Origin of the sequence: Pseudomonas sp. DC3200b2 (assembly GCF_049895785.1) — a bacterium.
Classification (GTDB): Bacteria; Pseudomonadota; Gammaproteobacteria; order Pseudomonadales; family Pseudomonadaceae; genus Aquipseudomonas; species Aquipseudomonas massiliensis.
Map to the genome: position 1 here is coordinate 415,464 of NZ_JAFCTA010000001.1, position 19,199 is coordinate 434,662.

A 19,199-nucleotide genomic window follows, 5' to 3' on the forward strand; every position below is an offset into this window, starting at 1 on the left:
CGTCCGGCGTCGGACGGCTGTCAACGGTGGCGATGTCCTCGCCCCGGATAGCTGAAGCTGGAGGCTCTCCCTATGGATTTGAACGCTCAACTGGATCATCTCGTCCGAGCTTCCCAAGCATGGATACCGATGATCATGGAGTACGGCAGTCGCGTACTGCTGGCGGTAGTCACCCTCTGCATCGGCTGGTGGCTGGTGAACAAGGTCACCTACGAGATCGGCAAGCTTCTGGCCCTGCGCCATGCCGACCTGGCGCTACAGGGGTTCATCAGCACCCTGGCCAATATCATCCTCAAGGTGTTGCTGCTGGTCAGCGTGGCCTCGATGATCGGTATCGAGACCACCTCCTTCGTGGCCGCCATCGGTGCCGCCGGCCTGGCCGTGGGCCTTGCGCTGCAGGGCAGCCTGTCGAACTTTGCCGGTGGCGTGCTGATCCTGCTGTTTCGTCCTTTCCGCATCGGCGACTGGATCGAGGCCCAAGGTGTTTCCGGCACGGTAGACGCCATCCAGATCTTCCATACGGTGCTGCGCACCGGCGACAACAAGACGGTGATCATCCCCAACGGGAATCTCTCCAATGGCATCATCACCAATACCAATCGCCAGCCTACCCGTAAGATCACTCTGGACATCGGTGTCGACTACGACGCCGACTTGCAGAAAGGGCAGCAAGTGCTGCTAGAACTTGCCCAGGACCCTCGCGTGTTGCAGGACCCTGCACCTGAAGCGGTGGTTGCGGCCCTGGGCGATAGTGCCATCACGCTCTCGCTGCGTTTGTGGGTAAACACCGCGGATTACGGCGGGGTACTCAACATGCTCAACGCCCAAGTGCGTGACCGCCTGCGCGCGGCCGGCATCGACATTCCGTTCCCGCAGCGCGTCGTGCGCCTGGTTCAGGAGCAACAAGACGGCACCCCGCCACCCACCACGCCTTCGATTCGCTAAAGCGCTCGGCTCGGTTGACGGCGGGGCTCTGTGGGGGCAGGACGCAGCTCCGGATGGACTGACACTGGCAGGGCAATCCAGGGGAAGAGCCAGCACAGCTGGCGAAGTGCAGGGAAGCACGACAGATCCGGCAATTGCCGTTGCCTCCTACGCTTCACCTTCCTCGGCCTGGTGATAGCGCCAGTGAAGCAGGATCAGCACCAGGGTAGGCAGGCCCATCAGAGCGGTGATGAGGAAGAAATTGTGGTAACCGTATTTCTCCACCATCACGCCCGAATAGCCCCCGATCAACCTCGGCAGCAACAGCATGATCGAGCTCAGCAGCGCATATTGGGTGGCTGAGAATTTCAGGTTGGTGAGGCTGGACAGATAGGCGACGAAGGCCGACGTGGCCAGGCCGGAACTGAGGTTGTCGAGCGAGATGGTGACCACCAGCATGCGCAGGTTGGGGCCCATGTCCGCCAGCATCAGGAACAGTATATTGGTGGCCGCCGAGGCGGCGCCGCCGATGAACAGGATCGGCATGATCCCGAAACGTACGATCAACAGCCCGCCGGCACCGGCGCCCAGCAGCGTCATCACCAGGCCGAACAGCTTGCTGACGCTGGCGATCTGGTCCTTGGTAAAGCCCTGGTCGATATAAAACACATTGGCCATGACCCCCATGACCGTATCGGACATCCGGTAGGTGGCGATCAGGCCGAGCAGCAGCAACGCCTGCCAACGGTAGCGCAGGATGAAGTCGTTCACCGGCGTCAGCACCGGGGCCAGTCCGCGTCGGCCCAGGGACGACAGGCACAGCCCGGTGAGTAGGATGTACAGCAGGGCGCGCAGGAAGGCCCGGTCCTCGAGCAGCAGGTCCAGCAGGCTCATGTCACCGCTGATCAGGTCAGCGAAATCCGTGTTGTAGAGCTGGGTGAACATGGCCGGAACCGATACCAGCAGGATGATCAGCACCACCACCGAGGCGATCTGGTGGACGAACCCATAGCGGGCCGCGGACAGCTGCGTGCGCAGCGGCACAGGTGGCTCGCGCATCAAGAGGCTGGTCACCAGCGCCGGGACCATCAGCACGCCGAAGAGCAGGTAAGTCCCGGCCCAGGCACGGTGCAGGTAGGCGAAACCGGTGGAGCCGAACCATTCGGCGAAGAACAGCGCGCCGGCCGTTGCCAGCAGCGCGGCGACTCGATAGCCCGCCATGTAGCTCGCGGCCAGCGCGGCCTGGCGCTGATCCCCAGCGATCTCCAGGCGGTAGGCGTCCACGGCGATGTCCTGGGTGGCCGAGGCGAAGGCGACCACCACCGCGATGGCGATCAACCAGGGCAGATGCTTCTGCGGGTCGCAAAAGCTCATGCCGATCAAGCCGAGGATGACCAGGGCCTGTGCCAGTACCAGCCAGGAGCGGCGACGGCCCAGCCGGGAGAGCAACGGCAGGCGCCATTGGTCCAACAGCGGGGACCATACCCATTTGAAGGCATAGGCAAGCCCGATCAGGCTGGCGTAACCGATGGTTTCCCGGGCCACGCCGGCTTCACGCAACCATACGGAGAGGGTTGAAAACACCAGCATGTAGGGCAGGCCTGAGGCGAAGCCAAGAAGCAACAGCACCAAAGTGGAGGGGCTGGCATAGGCGGCCAGCGCGGCGCGCCAGGTTTTACCGGGCATGGACGAAGGTGTGCCTCGAATCTGCAAAACAAAGCGCGCACTCTAACCGCTGTACTCGCCCGGGCGCCAGCCATGGCGCGCGATATCCACGCGATTCCCGCTAATCGATACGCCTTCCTCGCGCAGCCGCGCGCGCTGTTCATCGCCGCTGGCGCTGCCGGCGGGCAAGCTCAAACGCCCGCCGGCGGCGATGACCCTATGCCACGGCAGCGTCGACCCTGCCGGCAGTTGGCTCAACTGTCGGCCCACCCAGCGCGCCGCGCGTCCCAGGCCGGCCAGTTGGGCCAGTTCGCCGTAGGTCACCACCCGCCCCGTTGGCACCGCCGCCAGGGTGCTATAGAGGGCTTGCCGACGAGGGTCGGGTAACGGCTCGGTTACATTATTGGAGGCCAGGGGCCGGAACTCATCGCGCATGGCTTGGTCAGTCCTGAGTCATTCGTTATCACGGGGATAACGACGATCTTCCACGAAACCGAGCCAACAGTCGCCTATGTTCCCCAAAGCCCTCCTGTGCGTCGCTGCCACCTGCGCTATGTCCAACGCATTCGCCGATACCGTCTGGTTGAAAAATGGTGATCGCATCACCGGCACCATCAAGGTATTCGATGGTGGCAAGCTCATGGTCGATACCGCTTATGGCGGCTCCATTCCAGTGGACATGAAGCAGGTCAAGACCCTGGAAACCGACCAGCCCTTGCTGGTGCGCCAGGATGCCTACGACAGTGAAATGGCCAAGGCCCTGAAACCGGCGGATGATGGCAAGGTGGTATTGGCTAATGGCGACGCGCCGAAAACCGTCGAGCTTGCCAGCATCCAGCAACTGATGAAGCCCAAGCCATTGGTGCAGGACCTCAGCTGGAAGGGCAATATCGACGCGGCCCTGGACTTCAAGCGCGCCGAAACCGATACCGACGACTACAACCTGGCCTTCAAGACCACGGCCCGACATGGCCGCTGGCGGCATACCGCTGATGGCGAATACAACCGGGAAACCGAAGATGGCGTGACCGGTACCGATAACTGGGGCCTGGAATATTCCCTGGATCGCTTCATCACGGATCAGTGGTTCTGGCAGGGCCGTCTGAACTACAAGCATGACAACATCGAAGACATCCGTCGCCAGCGGACCGTGGGTACCGGCCCGGGCTACCAGTTCTGGGACGACGAACTCGGCGCCTTCTCCCTGGGCGGCTTGCTCAACCGCACCGACTACACCTTCTCTGATGGCCGCAAGGAAAACTTCTACTCCATGGCGGTGAAGTGGGACTACAACCGCTACCTGGTCGGCAAGACGGTGGAGTTCTTCACTACCGGCGAACTGGGACGCCCGTTGAGCAACGTGGCCGACTACAGCCTCGATGCCGAAGTCGGGTTGCGCTACAAGGTAACCGAGTGGGCCTCCCTCAATCTGAAGTACGAGAAGGACCTGATCACCGGGACCACCAATGGCAACGACCTCGATAGCAGCCGCTACACCGCCGGCTTCGGGGTTACCTGGTAATCCTTTCTCGCAACACCTAGAAACACCTCGCGAGGCCATGCGGGGCGCGGGCTCAGGGGCAGTCTGAAAAGATTGCCACGAGCGCAGCCTTGAAATGAAGCGTATCGTCGGCACATATGAAGGTGACTTTCGCCGAGGAACTATCGATGCGCCTGTTTCTACTGCTCCTGCTGCTGTTTCCAGTGCTGGAGCTCTATGTCTTCTTCAGGGTAGGGTCGGCCATCGGCTTCTTCCCCGCCTTGCTGCTGATCATCGCCGGTTCGGCCATCGGCGTGCTGGTGCTCCGCGTGGCCGGCCTGGCCACGGCCCTCAATGCCAGGGCGAGCCTTCGCGCCGGCCAGCTCCCCGCCCAGGACCTGCTCAACGGCACCATGGTCGCTTCCGGTGGCCTGCTGCTGGTGGTTCCCGGGTTCATCAGCGACGTGCTTGGCCTGTTGTGCCTGCTGCCCTTCACCCGGCGCCTGATCGCCAACAGGTTGCGTGCTGGCGCCCAGGCCCGCTATGGCCGGGCGGGCCACTTCGGCGAGCCGGGCAACCACTCGCCCTTCGGTCATGGCGCCCAGGGGGGCCCTGAGCAGCCCCGTCGGCCGAACGTCATCGAGGGCCAGTACGAGCGTCGCGACTGACGCCGGCCTTCCGCCACGCCCCCGTTTCGCGGGGGTGTATCGTTTCCCTCCCCCTGACCAAAAAAAATTTTCAATCGGCCTTGTAATCCCTTGGCCCGGCCTCATGTATGGGTCACCGCAAGGTGCCGGCCTCCGGGTCGGTCATCACTGCGCGCCGGGCAGCGCCTGGCGCGACCGGCGAAAGCCGGACTGCATCAATGGGCCGGGTGAACCCGGCCGATGGACAACCATAACTAGGAGAGATCGACAATGAAGCTTCGTCCTCTGCATGACCGCGTCGTCATTCGCCGCAGCGAAGAAGAATCCAAGACCGCCGGCGGCATCGTTCTGCCTGGCTCGGCCGCCGAGAAGCCGAACCGTGGCGAAGTCGTCGCTGTAGGCACCGGTCGCGTTCTGGACAGCGGTGAAGTTCGCGCCTTGGCCGTCAAGGTCGGTGACAAGGTCGTGTTTGGTCCTTATTCGGGTAGCAACACCGTCAAGGTCGATGGCGAAGACCTGCTGGTCATGAGCGAGAACGAAATCCTCGCCGTCGTCGAAGGCTAAGCGCCCCAGCGCCCCTCTGACATTCAGTCCCGACTTCAGATTCAAGGAAAACGATCATGGCTGCTAAAGACGTAAAATTCGGCGATTCCGCTCGCAAGAAAATGCTGGTTGGCGTTAACGTTCTGGCTGATGCTGTCAAGGCCACCCTCGGCCCGAAAGGCCGTAACGTTGTCCTGGCCAAGAGCTTCGGTGCTCCTACCATCACCAAGGACGGCGTTTCCGTCGCCAAGGAAATCGAACTCAAGGACGCCTTCGAGAACATGGGCGCCCAGCTGCTGAAAGACGTAGCCTCCAAGGCTAACGACGAAGCAGGCGACGGCACCACCACCGCTACCGTCCTGGCCCAGGCCATCGTCAGCGAAGGCCTGAAGTCCGTTGCTGCCGGCATGAACCCGATGGACCTCAAGCGCGGCATCGACAAGGCCACCACCGCCATCGTCGCCGAGCTCAAGTCCCTGTCCAAGCCTTGCGCCGACAACAAGGCCATCGCCCAGGTAGGTACCATCTCCGCCAACTCCGACAGCGCCATCGGCGCCATCATCGCCGAAGCGATGGAAAAAGTCGGTAACGAAGGCGTGATCACCGTCGAGGAAGGCTCGGGCCTGGAGAACGAACTGTCTGTCGTAGAGGGCATGCAGTTCGACCGCGGCTACCTGTCGCCTTACTTCGTCAACAAGCCGGACACCATGGTGGCCGAGCTGGACAACCCGCTGCTGCTGCTGGTCGACAAGAAGATCTCCAACATCCGCGAACTGCTGCCTGTCCTGGAAGCTGTCGCCAAGGCCGGCCGTCCGCTGGTGATCGTTGCTGAAGACGTCGAAGGCGAAGCCCTGGCTACCCTGGTGGTCAACAACATGCGTGGCATCGTCAAGGTTGCCGCTGTCAAGGCGCCTGGCTTCGGCGACCGCCGCAAGGCCATGCTGCAGGACATCGCCATTCTGACCGGCGGCACCGTCATCTCCGAAGAAATCGGCCTGACCCTGGAAACCACCACCCTGGAGCACCTGGGCACCGCCAAGCGCGTGACCATGACCAAGGAAAACACCACCGTGGTCGACGGTGCTGGTTCCAAGGAAGACATCCTGGCTCGCGTTGCTCAGATTCGCGCCCAGGTTGCCGACACCTCCTCGGACTACGACCGTGAAAAACTGCAAGAGCGCCTGGCCAAGCTGTCCGGCGGTGTTGCCGTGATCAAGGTCGGTGCTGGCACCGAAGTCGAGATGAAAGAGAAGAAAGCCCGCGTTGAAGACGCCCTGCACGCTACCCGCGCAGCCGTCGAAGAAGGCGTGGTGCCTGGCGGTGGCGTGGCGCTGGTTCGCGCCCTGCAGGCCATCTCCGAGCTCAAGGGCGAAAACGAAGACCAGAACGTCGGTATCGCGCTGCTGCGCCGCGCCGTCGAAGCACCGCTGCGTCAGATCGTCGCCAACGCTGGCGACGAACCAAGCGTGGTCGTGGACAAGGTCAAGCAAGGCTCGGGTAACTTCGGTTACAACGCAGCGAGCGGTGAGTACGGCGACATGATCGAGATGGGTATCCTGGACCCAGCCAAGGTCACCCGTTCCGCGCTGCAAGCCGCGGCTTCCATCGGCGGTCTGATGATCACCACCGAAGCCATGGTCGCTGACCTGCCGGAAGACAAGGCTGCCGGCGGCATGCCTGACATGGGCGGCATGGGTGGCATGGGCGGCATGGGCGGCATGATGTAAGCCCGGCTGAACCCAGCCCCTCGAAAACCCTGCCTGCGAAGGCAGGGTTTTTTTATACCCGTGGATCAGCTCACGGCCTGTGGCTTGGCCGCCGTGCCACTGCTCAGCGGGCGTCGGTAGAGCACGGCGTAATAGACGCCGAGGCAGATCCACCAGCAAAAGACGGCGGTCCACACGTTATGGGAAAAGAAGTGCGCCCCTTGCAGCATCCTGCCTACCGAGAACACCAAGCCTAGCCCCACTGCCAGGCCGAAGGCATAGCGCGCCAAGCGAGGGCGGCGGTCGCGCAGGGCGAAGTAGAGGGCGAACAGGCTGAAGCCCGTGGCGGCATGCCCGCCGGGCCAGCAGCGTCCGGGATGTTCGGTGGCCGGGCGGCTGTCCCAGACCTTGCTGTAGGTTTCGCTGCCGCCGAATTGAGTGAGGCTCCAAGGACACTGAACGGCGGTCACCGCCTTCAGAGGCGTGACGAAACTGGTGGACAACGCCATGGACAGTACCATGCAGCCCAGCTCGCGCCTGTAGGGTCTGATTCGCCGGAGAGCGAAGGTCGCGATAAAGACCACGGCCGAGAGCACCGCTACGGCGATCACTATTTGCTTGGCCCGGTCATGAAGGATATTTTCCAGCCAGTAACTGTGTTTCCCAAGAAATTGGCCGGCGTGACTGTCATAGGCCAGGCGCGCCAGCCACATGTCCAGGTTGGTCAGTTCCAGCAGCAACAAGCCCAACACCAGCAGGGCCGGAATGCCCAGCGCAAGGTGCCAGCGAATGGGGCGAGGGGAAGGGTAGTTCATCGAGGCTCCGAGGAAAGCGATTGCAAATTGCCGGCACCTTGCGCCAGGCCGGGTGGCGGGCTCGTCAAGCCGTCGTGAAAATTTTGCCGAGACGCCGCCTGGGCGTGGCCACGACGATTTGCGCTGGCCCAAGGAGGCGAACAGAGCGTAAGCTGCGCCCGCTTCAGGTCGCACAGCCTAATGAGAGGAACCCTTGATGCGCATTCTCGTGGTCGAAGACAACCGGGATATCCTGGCCAACCTGGCCGATTATCTGGGCTTGAAAGGCTATACCGTGGACTGTGCCCAGGATGGGCTGTCCGGCCTGCACCTGGCGGCCACCGCCCACTACGACCTGATCGTGCTGGATGTGATGTTGCCCGGCATCGATGGCTACACCCTGTGCAAGCGCTTGCGCGAGGATGCCCGACGCAACACCCCGGTGATCATGCTTACCGCCCGCGACCAGCTGGACGACCGCCTGCAAGGCTTCCGTCATGGCGCCGACGATTATCTGGTCAAGCCTTTTGCCTTGTCCGAGTTGGCGGCACGCATTGAAGCGGTGATGCGCCGTGCCCAGGGCGGCGGGCGGCGAACATTGCAGGTGGCCGACCTTGAATACGACCTCGATACCCTGGAAGTCACCCGTGGCGGAAAGCTGCTCAAGCTCAACCCGGTAGGGCTCAAGCTACTGGAAGTGTTGATGCAGAAGAGCCCGCACGTGCTACGGCGGGAAGTACTGGAGGAAGCCCTGTGGGGCGATGACTGCCCCGACAGCGACAGCCTGCGCAGCCATGTCCACCAGCTCCGCCAGGTCATCGACAAGCCGTTCGATAAACCGCTGCTGCATACGGTGCACGGCGTGGGTTATCGCCTGACCGAAGGCCGCGATGGAGTTTAAGCAAAGCCTTGCCCAGCGCATCATCATTGCCTTCGCCCTGATGAGCGCGTTGGTCGCCGGTGCCTTTGCCGTCGGCATTGTCGCTACCGTGCACCTGGTGGAAGAAAAACTTATTTCCGCGGGGCTGGGCGGCGACTTGCAGCGCTTGTTGCTCATGGACAACATGGACGACTGGAGTCACCGTCCGGAGCCGGACCAGCTGTTCTACTACAGTGGCGGGCGAGGCGACTATGCCTTGCCAAAGGACCTGCGCCACCTGTCGCCGGGATTCCACGAGGTGTTCCGTGGCGACCTGTCTTATCACGCGATGGTGGAAATCGTAGACGGCCGTCATTACGTGCTCTTGCAGGATCAAAGCGATTTCGAAGAGCGTGAGCGCATTCTCTTTGCGGTAGTGTTGGTGGGCTTCGTGCTCAGCTTGGCCTTGGCCGCCTCGCTGGGCTGGCTATTGGCGCGGCGAGTCATGGCGCCGGTGATTCGCCTGGCCCGGCAGGTTCGTCACCGCGACCAGTTGCTCGGGCTCGCCCCGCCCTTGGCCCCCGACTACGCCGAGGACGAAGTCGGCCAACTGGCCGCCGCCTTCGATGCCACCCTCGGGCGGCTGCGTCAGGCCCTGACCCGGGAGCGCCTGTTCACCAGTGATGTAAGCCATGAACTGCGTACGCCACTGATGGTATTGGCCACCTCCTGTGAGCTGCTGCTGGCCAACGACAAGCTCGATCCGAGAGCCAAGGCGCAGGTAGAGCGCATCACCAGGGCATGCGAGGAAATGCGGGATCTGGTGCAGACGTTCCTGATGCTTGCCCGCGCGCAGCGCAACGAAACCGTCGCCGGGCAGGTTACCCTGGGGAAGGTGGCCGATGACCTGGTGGCCCAGTGGCGCGAGCCGATCGAACAGAAAGGGCTGACCCTGGAGTATGAACGCGGTGAACCGCAGGATACGCGCTACAACGCTACCTTCCTGCATACGGTGATGAGCAACCTGTTGCGCAATGCCTTGCACTACACCGACCAGGGCTTCATCCGGCTGACCCTCACCGATACAGGGTTCCGGGTGGAGGATTCAGGCGTGGGAATTCCGGAAGAAAAGCGCGAAGCCATGTTCCAGCCATTCGTCCGCGGTAACGAGAAGAGAGGCGAAGGGCTGGGGCTAGGGCTTTCTCTTGTCCAGCGGATCTGCGACGAGCAAGGCTGGGCAGTGAGCCTGACCACCAACGAGCCCCAGGGCTGCGCCTTTCAGGTAAACCTGTAAGGGCAGTAGACCTTGTGAACGCCACAGGCTTGAACGGGCTCCGCCAGCGAGCACGGGCCCGCCGGCAACCTCTGCCCGCGAAATATCTAGCAACAAGCTTGTCGCCCTGATAATTTGAGTTACAGAATTTTCACAATCGTGTGACTGGTCGATGACTTGGGTAGGGGTAGTGTGCGCCGACTGTTCAAGGAGGTTCACATGAACCAACCGATCAAGTTGGAATTCTCTGAGAAATACGACCACGCGCATGCGCAGCGGTATTTCTACAAGCACCAGAACGGCCTTTCACGTCGGCTTTCGCATTCGCGCGATGTTCAGCTCGCGCGCAAGGCATTGGAGCTGGCCGGAGATCCGGGCCTGGTGCTGGACCTGCCCTGCGGTGCCGGGCGCTTCTGGCCGGTGCTGGCGGAGAAGGTCAACCGCGTGATCATCGGCGCGGACAACTCGGCAGACATGGTCGCCACTGCCTGCAAGATGCAGCCTGAGGCCATCGTCAAGCGTGTACGGGTCATGCAAACCTCGGCTTTCGAGATCGAGTTGCCGGATAACGCAGTCGACAGCATTTTTTCAATGCGGTTGATGCACCACATTGGCGATGCGGGACACCGGCTGACCATGCTACGCGAGTTCCATCGGGTGAGCCGAGACTCGGTCATTCTTTCACTGTGGGTGGATGGCAACTTCAAGGCCTGGAAGCGCAAGCGGTCTGAGCAGCGGCGCCAGCGGCGTGGAGAGCCGGAAAAATATCAGAACCGGTTCGTCCTGCCGGTGGGAACGGCAGAGGCTGAATTCGCCGAGGCCGGATTCCGTATTCAGGAGCGTCTCGATTTCTTGCCGCTGTATGCAATGTGGCGAGTGTATGTATTGCGCAAGGAGTAAGGTGATGGCGGTAGAGCAGGCTTCTGGACACAGTGCCTCGGGTGGGCAGCAGGGTTTTGATCACTACTGGCAAACCCGCGGCGACTGGGTAGAAGAGCCTAACCGCCGGCGTGGCGGGGAAAGCGGTGTCCAGCGTGTACTGCTGCCCGATAACCACATGATTTATGTCAAGCGGCAGGTGGGCCACATCTACCGTTCGCCCCTGCATCCCTTCGGCCGGCCTACGGTGCTGCGTGAGCGCGATGCCTTGCGTGGCTTGAGCAAATTGAACGTACGGGTGCCTCGTTTGTTGTTCTCCGGTGCCCAGCGTGACCAGGAATTCGGTTGGAAGGCGTTACTGGTCACTGCTTCGCTCGATGGCTTCGAAGAAATGATGCAGTGGTATGCCAAGGGTGGCCGTGAGCGTTATGGCGAAGCCTTGCATGACCAGTTGCTCAAGGATCTCGCTGAAAACTTGGCGCGCATGCATCAGGGGCGCTGGCAGCATAGCTGCCTCTACATCAAGCATGTATTCGTGCGAGTCGTTGAGGAGCCCAACGGCCCCCGCGCCGAGGTTGCCTTGCTGGATCTGGAGAAATGCCGTCGGCGGCTGACGGCCTCCGCGGCTTCTTACCATGACCTCAAGCAACTGCGCCGCCATTCGTCGTTCAGCGATGCAGACTGGAAGAAATTGCTCTACTTTTACGAAACAGCGTTTGGCAGCGTTGTCAAAGGGTTAGAGCGATGAACCTACAAATTGCACGAAGTTTGTTCTTTATCGGTTCCCTGGCCGTGACCACCATGGCCGCGGCCGCCTGGAATGAGCCAGGGCCTGAGGTATTGAAGGCGGAACAAGGGCAGGGCGCCTGCGCGCTACCGCGGGCGACCAAGGCAGGGGTCGAGGACGTTTCGCGGACCGGGCACAACGCTTTGCTGTTCCTGTTTGGCCTGACCCAGGGGCTGCGTTCCGGCGCCTGATCAAGCCTTGTGCAATGAAAAACCCGCTTCGGCGGGTTTTTCATTGCCTAGGGTCAGTGTGAAAAGTCTTGGGGCGAAGGTGGGGCCAGGGCGAAAACAGCCCAGTAAGCAGCACGCCTTGGCGGCGACCGGGCGTGGCGTGGTGTCAAACGTCGCCGCGCTGAGCCTAGGAGGCGATCGCATGCAGGTGGTTGTCCCAGAGCCCCGATGGCAGCGTCATAGGCGTGCCCAGCCACTGCCCGTCCCGCTCCTGGTAGAAGCGGCAGCGGCCTTGGCCGGACGTCACCACGAAGCCGTCGTCCATGGCGACCACCCCCGCGCAGTCCGGCATGGGGGCGTCCAGTTTTACCTCGGCGCTGTCCAGGTCCCAGATGAAGAAGCGATTGGCCCTGGGGGCGGTGACCGCCACCAGACGGCGATGGTCGTTGATGGCCACGCTGGCGGTGTAATTGCCCATGGAAAGCAGTTGGTCGTCGCTCACCGGAAACGGTAGCAGCGGCCCGCCAGGGCGCTTGACTGCCAGCAACTGGGCCACTTCATTGCCACTGCCCATGAATTGCTGGCAAGCAGCGATGGTGCCGTCCTGAGCCACCGCCAGGTGACGAATGCTGTTCATCGGCTGGGTGAGCGTTTCCTTGCTGAGCAGGCCACCGTCGCGCTGCATCAGCACAAGGCTCGGCTCCATGGCGTCCAGGTTCATCTCCACACGGCTTTCCGCTTCTGTCCGGATGCCGCCATTGGCCACCACCAGGGTTTCACCATCAGGTAACCACGCCAGCTCATGAGGGCCGATGCCATGGGTAGGCAGCTCATCGACGAACACCAGGCGGTCCTGGATGAACCGATAAACGCCCAGCACACCCCGGCCAGGCTCCGTCGTGTCGTTTTCAGTGGTGTACAGCCATTCGCCCGAACGGTGTATCACCGCGTGGCCGTAGTAATGCCGGTCGGCGCGCGCGCTGAGGGTCTGCAGCAGGCTGCCGTCACGCAGGCTCAGCAGGTAGCACTCGGTGCCTGGGCGTCGGGCCACGAACAGCGCCAAGGGCGCATGGGGGTGCTCGATGACGGCGTGGCAGCGCTGGGGCACCTGCGTGCTGAACGCCTGGCGCCCGTCAGCGTGGTAGGCCACGGCATAGTGCCGGCCGTCGGCATCGTCCCGGGCCGACAGCAACAATGAGCGATGGGCCTTGCCTGGCAGCACCCGCGCCAGGGTGGTAAGCATGCGCTGCCACATATCAGTCACCGTCGTTGGCGTTGAAGCCCAGCTGGACGCCCAGGGCGCGCGCCAGTTCGCCCTCATGCAGACGATGCACGGTGTTCAGGCTGTCGTAGATCTGATTCAGCACAGGCTGCCCAGCTGGATCTGCCAGCAGCTCCGTCAGGCTTCGGTCGTTGTTCGCCAGTGCCTTGGCCGCCGCGCTGTAGGCCGCGTCGATCTTCTCGGCCAGTGGCTGTTGATCCTTGGACAGCAGGTTGCGCAAGCCCTTGCCGTCAACACCGTTCCATACCGTCCGGGCCGCCTCCAGGCTGGCCTGCAGGCTCTTGAGCGACGCTTGGCTCCGCCAGGCTTCGGCCTGGAAGGGTTGCGGCACGCCCTTGCTCTGCCGGCCCATGGGCGCGCCAAGTTTTTTCTTCAGGCTGTCCAGGGCGGTGACCTGAGCCCGCAGCAGGTCGGCGATGGCCTCGTGGGCATCGGCGTAGCGCTGATTGGGGAACTTGCTCAACTGGGCGAGCATGCCATCGTTGCGTTTCCAGCCGTCGAGGATCTCTTCAGCCAGGACCTTTTGCCGTTCGCCGATGGCGACCAGCAGCGGACAATAGCTGGCCTTGCGAGCCGCATCGGCCAGTTCAGGCTTGCTGTCGAAAAGAATGTATTCATAGGCCGACAGGCCCTGGACGACCACGCTGGCCTTGGCCAACGCCGCGCCGTCCATGGGCTCGCCGCTGCTGACCAATTGCTCGACCTGGCGCCCTACCAGGTTTTTCTTGTCCGGCCAGAACTGCACGGACCACGCCCGGTTGCCTTCAGCCAGTGGGCCAATCAACAACGGCTGCAAAGCAGCCCAGGCCTTTTGAGCCACAAGGAAGTCCGCCCGGGCCTTGGCCAGGTCCTCGTTGCCCTGGCAGAACGCCAAGGCACTGCGGGCCAGTTGCCGGTCAGCCTCGACCCACTGGGTATAGGTCGGCAGGATCACCTGGCTGGCCAGGGCCGCGCTGGTCACCGCCTGCGGGTCCTGAGGCGCGCAGGCGCCGAGGGCGAGGGCGGCGAGGCTGGTGAACAGTAGCTTGGGACGGAACATTGGGGCTCCCCTGGGAAAAGTCAGGCATGTTATAGGGATTCGAGAAACGCCAGCAATGCCGCGCGCTCATCGGCATCGAAGGCCAGCACCCGCTGCCTGGCCGCGTCGGCCTCTCCGCCGTGCCAGAGCACGGCCTCGAGCAGGTTGCGGGCGCGGCCGTCATGCAGGTAGCGGCCGCGAGGATTGACCGTCTCGGACAGGCCGATCCCCCAAAGGGGTGGCGTGCGCCAGTCCTGGCCGCGAGCGTCGAATTCGGTATGGGCGTCGGCCAGGCCAGGGCCCATGTCATGCAGCAGCAGGTCGGTGTAGGGCCGAATGAGCTGATCGGCCAGCTCGGGCTCCGCGGCGTCTGCGCGGGTGCGGTATTGGGGCACGTGACAGGCCTGGCAACCGGCTTCATGGAACAGGCCCTTGCCTTTCAGTACCTGCGCCTGTCCCTCACCCCGCCGTGCTGGCACGCCCAGGTTGCGGCTGTAGAACAACACCAGCCTGCGAATGTTATCGCTGACTTCGAACGGCTCTTCGGCGCTCTGGTTGCCATTGGCGGCGGCGCGGCAGTCGGCTTGCGCGGCGGTGCAGTCATCCGCCGGGTGCAGGGAAGAGGTAATGCCCAGGTCGCCGGCGAAGGCGTGGGCGTTTTGTTGATCGAGACTGGGCTGGCCCGCCTTCCAGCCGAAACGGCCGAGGGCGGTGGTGCCTGTCTGGTCGTCATGGACCCAGTTTGCCCGGCCTTTGATCGCCCCTCGTCCGGCCGCCTGGGTGCGGGCGTTGGCCAGGATGGCCGCCTCGGGAATGGCTTCGAGCAGGCCAAGGCCAATCATGGGCGGCGCTATACGGGCCGACAGGCGCACTTGCGGATGCAGGGGGCCGTAGCCCAACTGGCTGATCTGCAACCGGGGCTTGCGCAGCTCCACGGTGTAACCATCGGCGAAGCTCACCGGGAGTGCGTCGTATTCCACCCGGACACGCCCCTCGGGGGCGACGCCGGGGATGGCCATGTCCTGCAATTGCATGCCATAGACAGGCTCAGGCGCAAAACCCATCTGGCGTACCACCTCGGCGGTGGCGTCGCTGGGCGGTACCGACAAACGCACCAGCATCGACACGGCGTGACTGGCGCCGGGCTCGGGCGGTTGCCCACGGCCATCACGGATGTGGCAGTTCTGGCAGGCATTGGTATTGAACAGCGGCCCCAGCCCGTCCCTGGCGGTGGTGGTGGAGGGCGCGATTACCCAGGGGTTGCGAAAGAAGCTATTGCCCACGCTGAAATCCACCCGGCGCGCGGCGCTGAGGTTGGCTGAAGGCAGGGAATAGGCATTGAGGTCGCTACGCCTGACCGTGGCGGTACCCGCCGAGAGCGCTTCACCTGGCTCTGCGGCCTGGAAGCGAGGCGACTGGTCGCACGCCGCCAGGGCCAGGCTCAGGGAAAAAACAAGGACGCTCAGCGGGCGTGGAGACATCGGTGCAACCTGGAAATCAGCGGAGCTGGCGCTCGATCTTCAAGCGCGCCAACCGGTAGGAGCCAGCGGCCGCTGGCGAAGAGCCGCTGGCCACTGGGAACGTTCGCCAGCTTCGCTGGCTCCTACGAGCCTTAGAACTCGTGGTCAGCGTTGTCCGGGTTCAGGTCGGTGATGCCCAGCTTGCCCGCGGCCTGTTCGATGGCGCCGGTCTGCTTGACCAGTGCACCGATGGCATCGCGCACCACCTGGTTGCCAGCGCTGTTGCCCGCGGCGATCAGTTGGTCGAAGTGCTCGCCTTTGTTGGCGTGGTCCACGATCACCTGCATCTTGGCTTCGGTATCGGCCAGGTCGGCCTTGAGGGCTTCGTCCGTGGCCGGGTCGATCTTGGCCACCAGCGACGACAGGCTCGGCCCGGTCAGGCGGGTACCGTCGGCGCGCAGGTATTCGCCCAGGTACACGTTGCGGATGCCCTTGGCGTTGAAGAAGGCCGAATTGTGGGTGTTGTCGCTGAAGCAATCGTGCTCGTCTTCAGGTGAGTTGGCTTCCAGCGCCACCTTCAGACGCTCGCCAGCCAGCTCGCCCAAGGACAGGCTGCCCATGCCGAACAACATCTTGCGCAGGCCACTATCCACCGGTTCGGCTTCCAGCGTGGCGCGATAGTTGTCGGCCACGCCCGGCTTCCAGTTGCCCACCATTTCTTCCAGGTCGCTGACCAGCAGGTCGGTGGCGGCCTTCAGGTAGGCGCGCCGACGGTCGTTGTGGCCGCCGGTAGCGCCCTTGCCTTCAAGGTAGTCGCTGGCGGGGCGGTTGCCGGCGCCCGGGCCGGTGCCGTTGAGGTCCTGGCCCCAGAGGAGGAACTCGATGGCATGGTAGCCAGTGGCGACGTTGGCTTCCGAGCCGCCCAGTTCATTGAGGCTGGCCAGCTTCTCTGGGGTGATGTCCTTGACGTCGACCTTGTCCTCGCCCACCTGGATCTCGGTATTGGCGATGATATTGGCGCTGCCGCCCGGGTTGCCCAGGGCCGGCTCGTAGCCCTTGGCCACGTAGTCGATCAGGCCTTCGTCCAGGGGCCAGGCGTTCACCTGGCCTTCCCAGTCGTCGATGATGGTGTTGCCGAAGCGGAAGACTTCGCTTTGCAGGTAAGACGGCCGCGCGGCCAGCCAGGCTTCCCGGGCGGCCTTCAGCGTATTGGCGTCCGGCTTGGCGAGGAAGGCATCCACGGCTTTCTGCAGGGCTTGCGCGGTGGTCAGCGCATCGCTGAACACGGCATGGACCATCTCGCTGTAATGACTTACCACGGCCTTGGCGGCCGCCTGGTCCAGCGCGACCGCGGCGGGCGTGGCCGCTGCGTTGGCCGCCGATGGCGCGGGCGCCTGGGCCGCTGCCTTTTCCTTGTCGCTGCTATCGCCGCAACCGGCGAGGGATAGGGCAACGGCCAGCAGACTGGCAACCAACGGCGTACGTTTCATGGGCGAATCCTGCGTGTTTGAATGGCGAAAGGCGCCCCAGGGCGCCGACCGAAACGGGCCACATGATGCGAAGGATTTGCATTTGATGTAAAGGGGCGACTGAAAAATAATTCGCCCGCCGCTGGCCTACAAGGGCGCCATGTGGGTGCGCTCGTCCTGCTTGAGGAAGGCCTGGAGTTCCCGCGCCGGAAGTGGCTTGGAATAGTAGTAGCCCTGCCCCTCATGGCAGCCCTCGGCGATGATATAGGCTTCCTGCTCGGCGGTTTCCACGCCTTCGGCGATCACCTGCATGCCCAGGCTCTTGCCCAGCTGGATCACCGCGCGAACGATGGTGGCGTCGTCCTCGTCATCGAGCAGATCCTTGACGAAGCTCTTGTCGATCTTGATCTTGTCCAGCGGCAGTGAGCGCAGGTAGCCCAATGACGAGTAGCCGGTGCCGAAGTCATCGATGGCGATCAGGGCGCCGGAGCGGCGCAGGCTGAGCAAGTGCTGGGCGGCGGTGGTGATGTCTTCCATCAGGCCGGTTTCGGTGACCTCCAGCTCGAGGCTGCGCGACGGCAGGCGGTACATTTGCAGGATATTGCTGACCACCCGGGGCAGCTCGCTATGGTGCAATTGCACAGTGGAAAGGTTCACCGCCATGCGCAGGTGGGTGAAGCCTTGGTCATGCCACTCGCGCAACTGACGGCAGGCCTGGTCCAGTACCCATTCGCCGATCGCCAGGATGGTGCCGTTCTGTTCAGCCAGGGGAATGAACTGGTCGGGCGGGATGAACCCCAGTTCGGGATGCTGCCAGCGCAGCAAGGCCTCGACGCCGACCACCCGGCGGTCGCGGTAGCTGACCTGCGGCTGGTACACCAGGAACAGCTGGTTGCCGGCCAAGGCCTCGCGCAGGGCTTTTTCCAGCGCGCGACGGCGGCGCATCTCGCTGTCAACGCTGGCGACATAGAATTGATAGCGATTGCGCGAACGACTCTTGGCGACCGTCATCGTCTGCTCGGCCTTCTGCAGCAGCTTCTCGGCGCTGTCGCCGTCTTCGGGGAAGAGGGTGATGCCGATGGTGGCCCGCAGGCGGATCTCACGCGCGTCCAGGGCAAAGGGGGCCGCCAGGTCATCGAGGATGTGCTGGGCCAACTCGGCCGCCTTGTAGGGCTCCTCGATATTGGCCTGCACCAGGGCGAACTGGTCGCCGCCCAGGCGCGCCAGGGCGCCGAGCCGTCCACCATGGCCGCGCAGGCGATCAGCCGTGGCCAGCAGCAACTGGTCGCCGGCCTGGTAGCTGAATTGTTCGTTCACCCCTTTGAAGTCATCCAGGCCTACGCAAAGGATGGCCACACGCCTTTGCATGCGCGTGGCATCCTCCAGCACCTGGTCAAGCTGGCGCTGCAGCTGAAGCCGGTTCGGCAGGCCAGTGAGAAAGTCGTACTGGGCCATGCGCTCCAGGCTGCTCTCTGCCTCCCGGCGCAGGCTGCTGTTGCGCTCGATGGACGCCAGCAACTGGTTGGCGGTGTTTACCCATTGGCCCAACTCGTTGTGCTCATGGCCAGGGGGCAAGGGCAACTGATACTGGCCCGGGCGGTCCGGGTTGATCTGGCTCAGATGATGGAGCATGCGCGACAGGGGCTTGGTCAGCAGCCAGTGATAGATCAGGTACAGCACCAGGCCCATGAGCATGGCCCGCAGCACGCCGGACACGAACAGCTCGGCCGAATTGCGCAGGAACTGCTCCCCGTAGATGGCAGTATCGAGGGTGATGCTCAGGTCGCCGTAGTACTCGTTGTACGGCGGGCGGCCCACCAGGGGCGTGGCGAAGGTGCGTTCCGGCCCCAGCACGGTGTCGGTGAGCCAGCGAGTGGAAGCGGGTGTGGGTGACCGCTCGCGTTCAGCGAGCATGGTTTCGTTGGGGTGGCCAATGGCTGCCTTGCGCACGGCGGGGTCCTGGAACAGGCCTTCGATGACCTGCAGGCCCATCTCCTTGTCCAGGCTGTACAGCGCCTGGGTGGAGGGGTCGCGGAACATGTCGAGGATGCGGTCGGCATCCCGCGCGATGGTATGGCGTGTCTTGTAGGCATCGAGCACGATCTGCCCACAGCTGAGCAATACGCCCACGACCAGGGTCGAGAGCAATACCACTCTCAGCAGTTTCAGAGACAAGCTGTGCTTGATTTCCACCTTCAAAGGACAATTCCTTGTTCCAAGCGCGCGGTACCCATGGCCGAGTA

At 63.2% G+C, this 19,199-nt stretch carries 18 protein-coding genes; 10 read left to right on the forward strand and 8 right to left on the reverse strand.

What is annotated here, in order from left to right:
- The first annotated feature begins 72 nt into the window (after positions 1 to 72).
- Positions 73 to 945: a mechanosensitive ion channel family protein gene (locus tag ACP691_RS02070; RefSeq protein ID WP_426149850.1), complete on the forward strand. Its 873-nt coding sequence runs from the start codon at positions 73 to 75 to the stop codon at positions 943 to 945.
- 147 nt (positions 946 to 1,092) lie between these two features.
- Here the strand turns inward: ACP691_RS02070 and ACP691_RS02075 are convergent, their stop codons facing one another.
- Together ACP691_RS02075 and ACP691_RS02080 are read right to left on the reverse strand one after the other, a co-directional pair.
- Positions 1,093 to 2,610 carry an AmpG family muropeptide MFS transporter gene (locus ACP691_RS02075; RefSeq protein ID WP_426149851.1) on the reverse strand — a complete coding sequence of 506 codons (1,518 nt, stop codon included), beginning with the start codon at positions 2,608 to 2,610 and terminating at the stop codon, positions 1,093 to 1,095.
- Between the two features lie 42 nt (positions 2,611 to 2,652).
- Positions 2,653 to 3,024 carry an MGMT family protein gene (locus ACP691_RS02080; protein WP_426149852.1) on the reverse strand — a complete coding sequence of 124 codons (372 nt, stop codon included), beginning with the start codon at positions 3,022 to 3,024 and terminating at the stop codon, positions 2,653 to 2,655.
- Positions 3,025 to 3,100: 76 nt separating this feature from the next.
- Between ACP691_RS02080 and ACP691_RS02085 the strand changes: the two genes are divergently transcribed.
- From ACP691_RS02085 to groL, 4 genes are all read left to right on the forward strand, one after another.
- Positions 3,101 to 4,111, forward strand: coding sequence for a DUF481 domain-containing protein (locus tag ACP691_RS02085; RefSeq protein ID WP_426149853.1), 1,011 nt, complete (start codon positions 3,101 to 3,103; stop codon positions 4,109 to 4,111).
- A gap of 146 nt (positions 4,112 to 4,257) precedes the next feature.
- The gene (locus ACP691_RS02090) at positions 4,258 to 4,737 is read left to right on the forward strand and encodes an FxsA family protein (RefSeq protein WP_426149854.1); all 480 of its coding nucleotides are present in this window, start codon (positions 4,258 to 4,260) and stop codon (positions 4,735 to 4,737) included.
- Positions 4,738 to 4,986: 249 nt separating this feature from the next.
- On the forward strand, positions 4,987 to 5,280 hold the full coding sequence (locus tag ACP691_RS02095) for a co-chaperone GroES (RefSeq protein ID WP_040261854.1): 294 nt from the start codon (positions 4,987 to 4,989) through the stop codon (positions 5,278 to 5,280).
- A gap of 56 nt (positions 5,281 to 5,336) precedes the next feature.
- On the forward strand, positions 5,337 to 6,986 hold the full coding sequence (groL, locus tag ACP691_RS02100; RefSeq protein WP_426149855.1) for a chaperonin GroEL: 1,650 nt from the start codon (positions 5,337 to 5,339) through the stop codon (positions 6,984 to 6,986).
- A 65-nt stretch (positions 6,987 to 7,051) separates the two neighbouring features.
- Here the strand turns inward: groL and ACP691_RS02105 are convergent, their stop codons facing one another.
- Positions 7,052 to 7,780, reverse strand: coding sequence for a phosphatase PAP2 family protein (locus ACP691_RS02105; RefSeq protein WP_426149856.1), 729 nt, complete (start codon positions 7,778 to 7,780; stop codon positions 7,052 to 7,054).
- A 196-nt stretch (positions 7,781 to 7,976) separates the two neighbouring features.
- Between ACP691_RS02105 and ACP691_RS02110 the strand changes: the two genes are divergently transcribed.
- From ACP691_RS02110 to ACP691_RS02130, 5 genes are all read left to right on the forward strand, one after another.
- On the forward strand, positions 7,977 to 8,660 hold the full coding sequence (locus ACP691_RS02110) for a response regulator transcription factor (protein WP_426149857.1): 684 nt from the start codon (positions 7,977 to 7,979) through the stop codon (positions 8,658 to 8,660).
- Positions 8,650 to 9,912, forward strand: a complete 1,263-nt coding sequence (locus ACP691_RS02115; RefSeq protein ID WP_426149858.1) for a sensor histidine kinase — start codon at positions 8,650 to 8,652, stop codon at positions 9,910 to 9,912. Before ACP691_RS02110 ends, ACP691_RS02115 begins: the two co-directional genes overlap by 11 nt.
- Positions 9,913 to 10,110: 198 nt before the next feature.
- A complete protein-coding gene (locus tag ACP691_RS02120; RefSeq protein WP_426149859.1) occupies positions 10,111 to 10,791 on the forward strand; it encodes a class I SAM-dependent methyltransferase in 681 nt (226 codons plus the stop codon).
- 4 nt (positions 10,792 to 10,795) lie between these two features.
- Positions 10,796 to 11,518 (forward strand): lipopolysaccharide kinase InaA family protein, encoded by a 723-nt coding sequence (locus ACP691_RS02125; protein ID WP_426149860.1) that lies wholly within the window; start codon positions 10,796 to 10,798, stop codon positions 11,516 to 11,518.
- On the forward strand, positions 11,515 to 11,748 hold the full coding sequence (locus tag ACP691_RS02130; protein ID WP_426149861.1) for a hypothetical protein: 234 nt from the start codon (positions 11,515 to 11,517) through the stop codon (positions 11,746 to 11,748). The genes ACP691_RS02125 and ACP691_RS02130 overlap by 4 nt, the downstream gene beginning before the upstream one ends.
- Before the next feature lie 166 nt (positions 11,749 to 11,914).
- Here the strand turns inward: ACP691_RS02130 and ACP691_RS02135 are convergent, their stop codons facing one another.
- From ACP691_RS02135 to ACP691_RS02155, 5 genes are all read right to left on the reverse strand, one after another.
- Positions 11,915 to 12,982: a DUF1513 domain-containing protein gene (locus ACP691_RS02135; RefSeq protein WP_426149862.1), complete on the reverse strand. Its 1,068-nt coding sequence runs from the start codon at positions 12,980 to 12,982 to the stop codon at positions 11,915 to 11,917.
- A 1-nt stretch (position 12,983) separates the two neighbouring features.
- Entirely contained in the window at positions 12,984 to 14,048 is a 1,065-nt protein-coding gene (locus tag ACP691_RS02140; protein ID WP_426149863.1) for an imelysin family protein, read from the reverse strand.
- A 29-nt stretch (positions 14,049 to 14,077) separates the two neighbouring features.
- Positions 14,078 to 15,508: a di-heme oxidoredictase family protein gene (locus ACP691_RS02145; protein ID WP_426149864.1), complete on the reverse strand. Its 1,431-nt coding sequence runs from the start codon at positions 15,506 to 15,508 to the stop codon at positions 14,078 to 14,080.
- Positions 15,509 to 15,639: 131 nt separating this feature from the next.
- Positions 15,640 to 16,977 (reverse strand): imelysin family protein, encoded by a 1,338-nt coding sequence (locus tag ACP691_RS02150; protein WP_426149865.1) that lies wholly within the window; start codon positions 16,975 to 16,977, stop codon positions 15,640 to 15,642.
- Positions 16,978 to 17,103: 126 nt separating this feature from the next.
- Positions 17,104 to 19,155: a putative bifunctional diguanylate cyclase/phosphodiesterase gene (locus ACP691_RS02155; protein ID WP_040261867.1), complete on the reverse strand. Its 2,052-nt coding sequence runs from the start codon at positions 19,153 to 19,155 to the stop codon at positions 17,104 to 17,106.
- Positions 19,156 to 19,199: the final 44 nt, after the last annotated feature.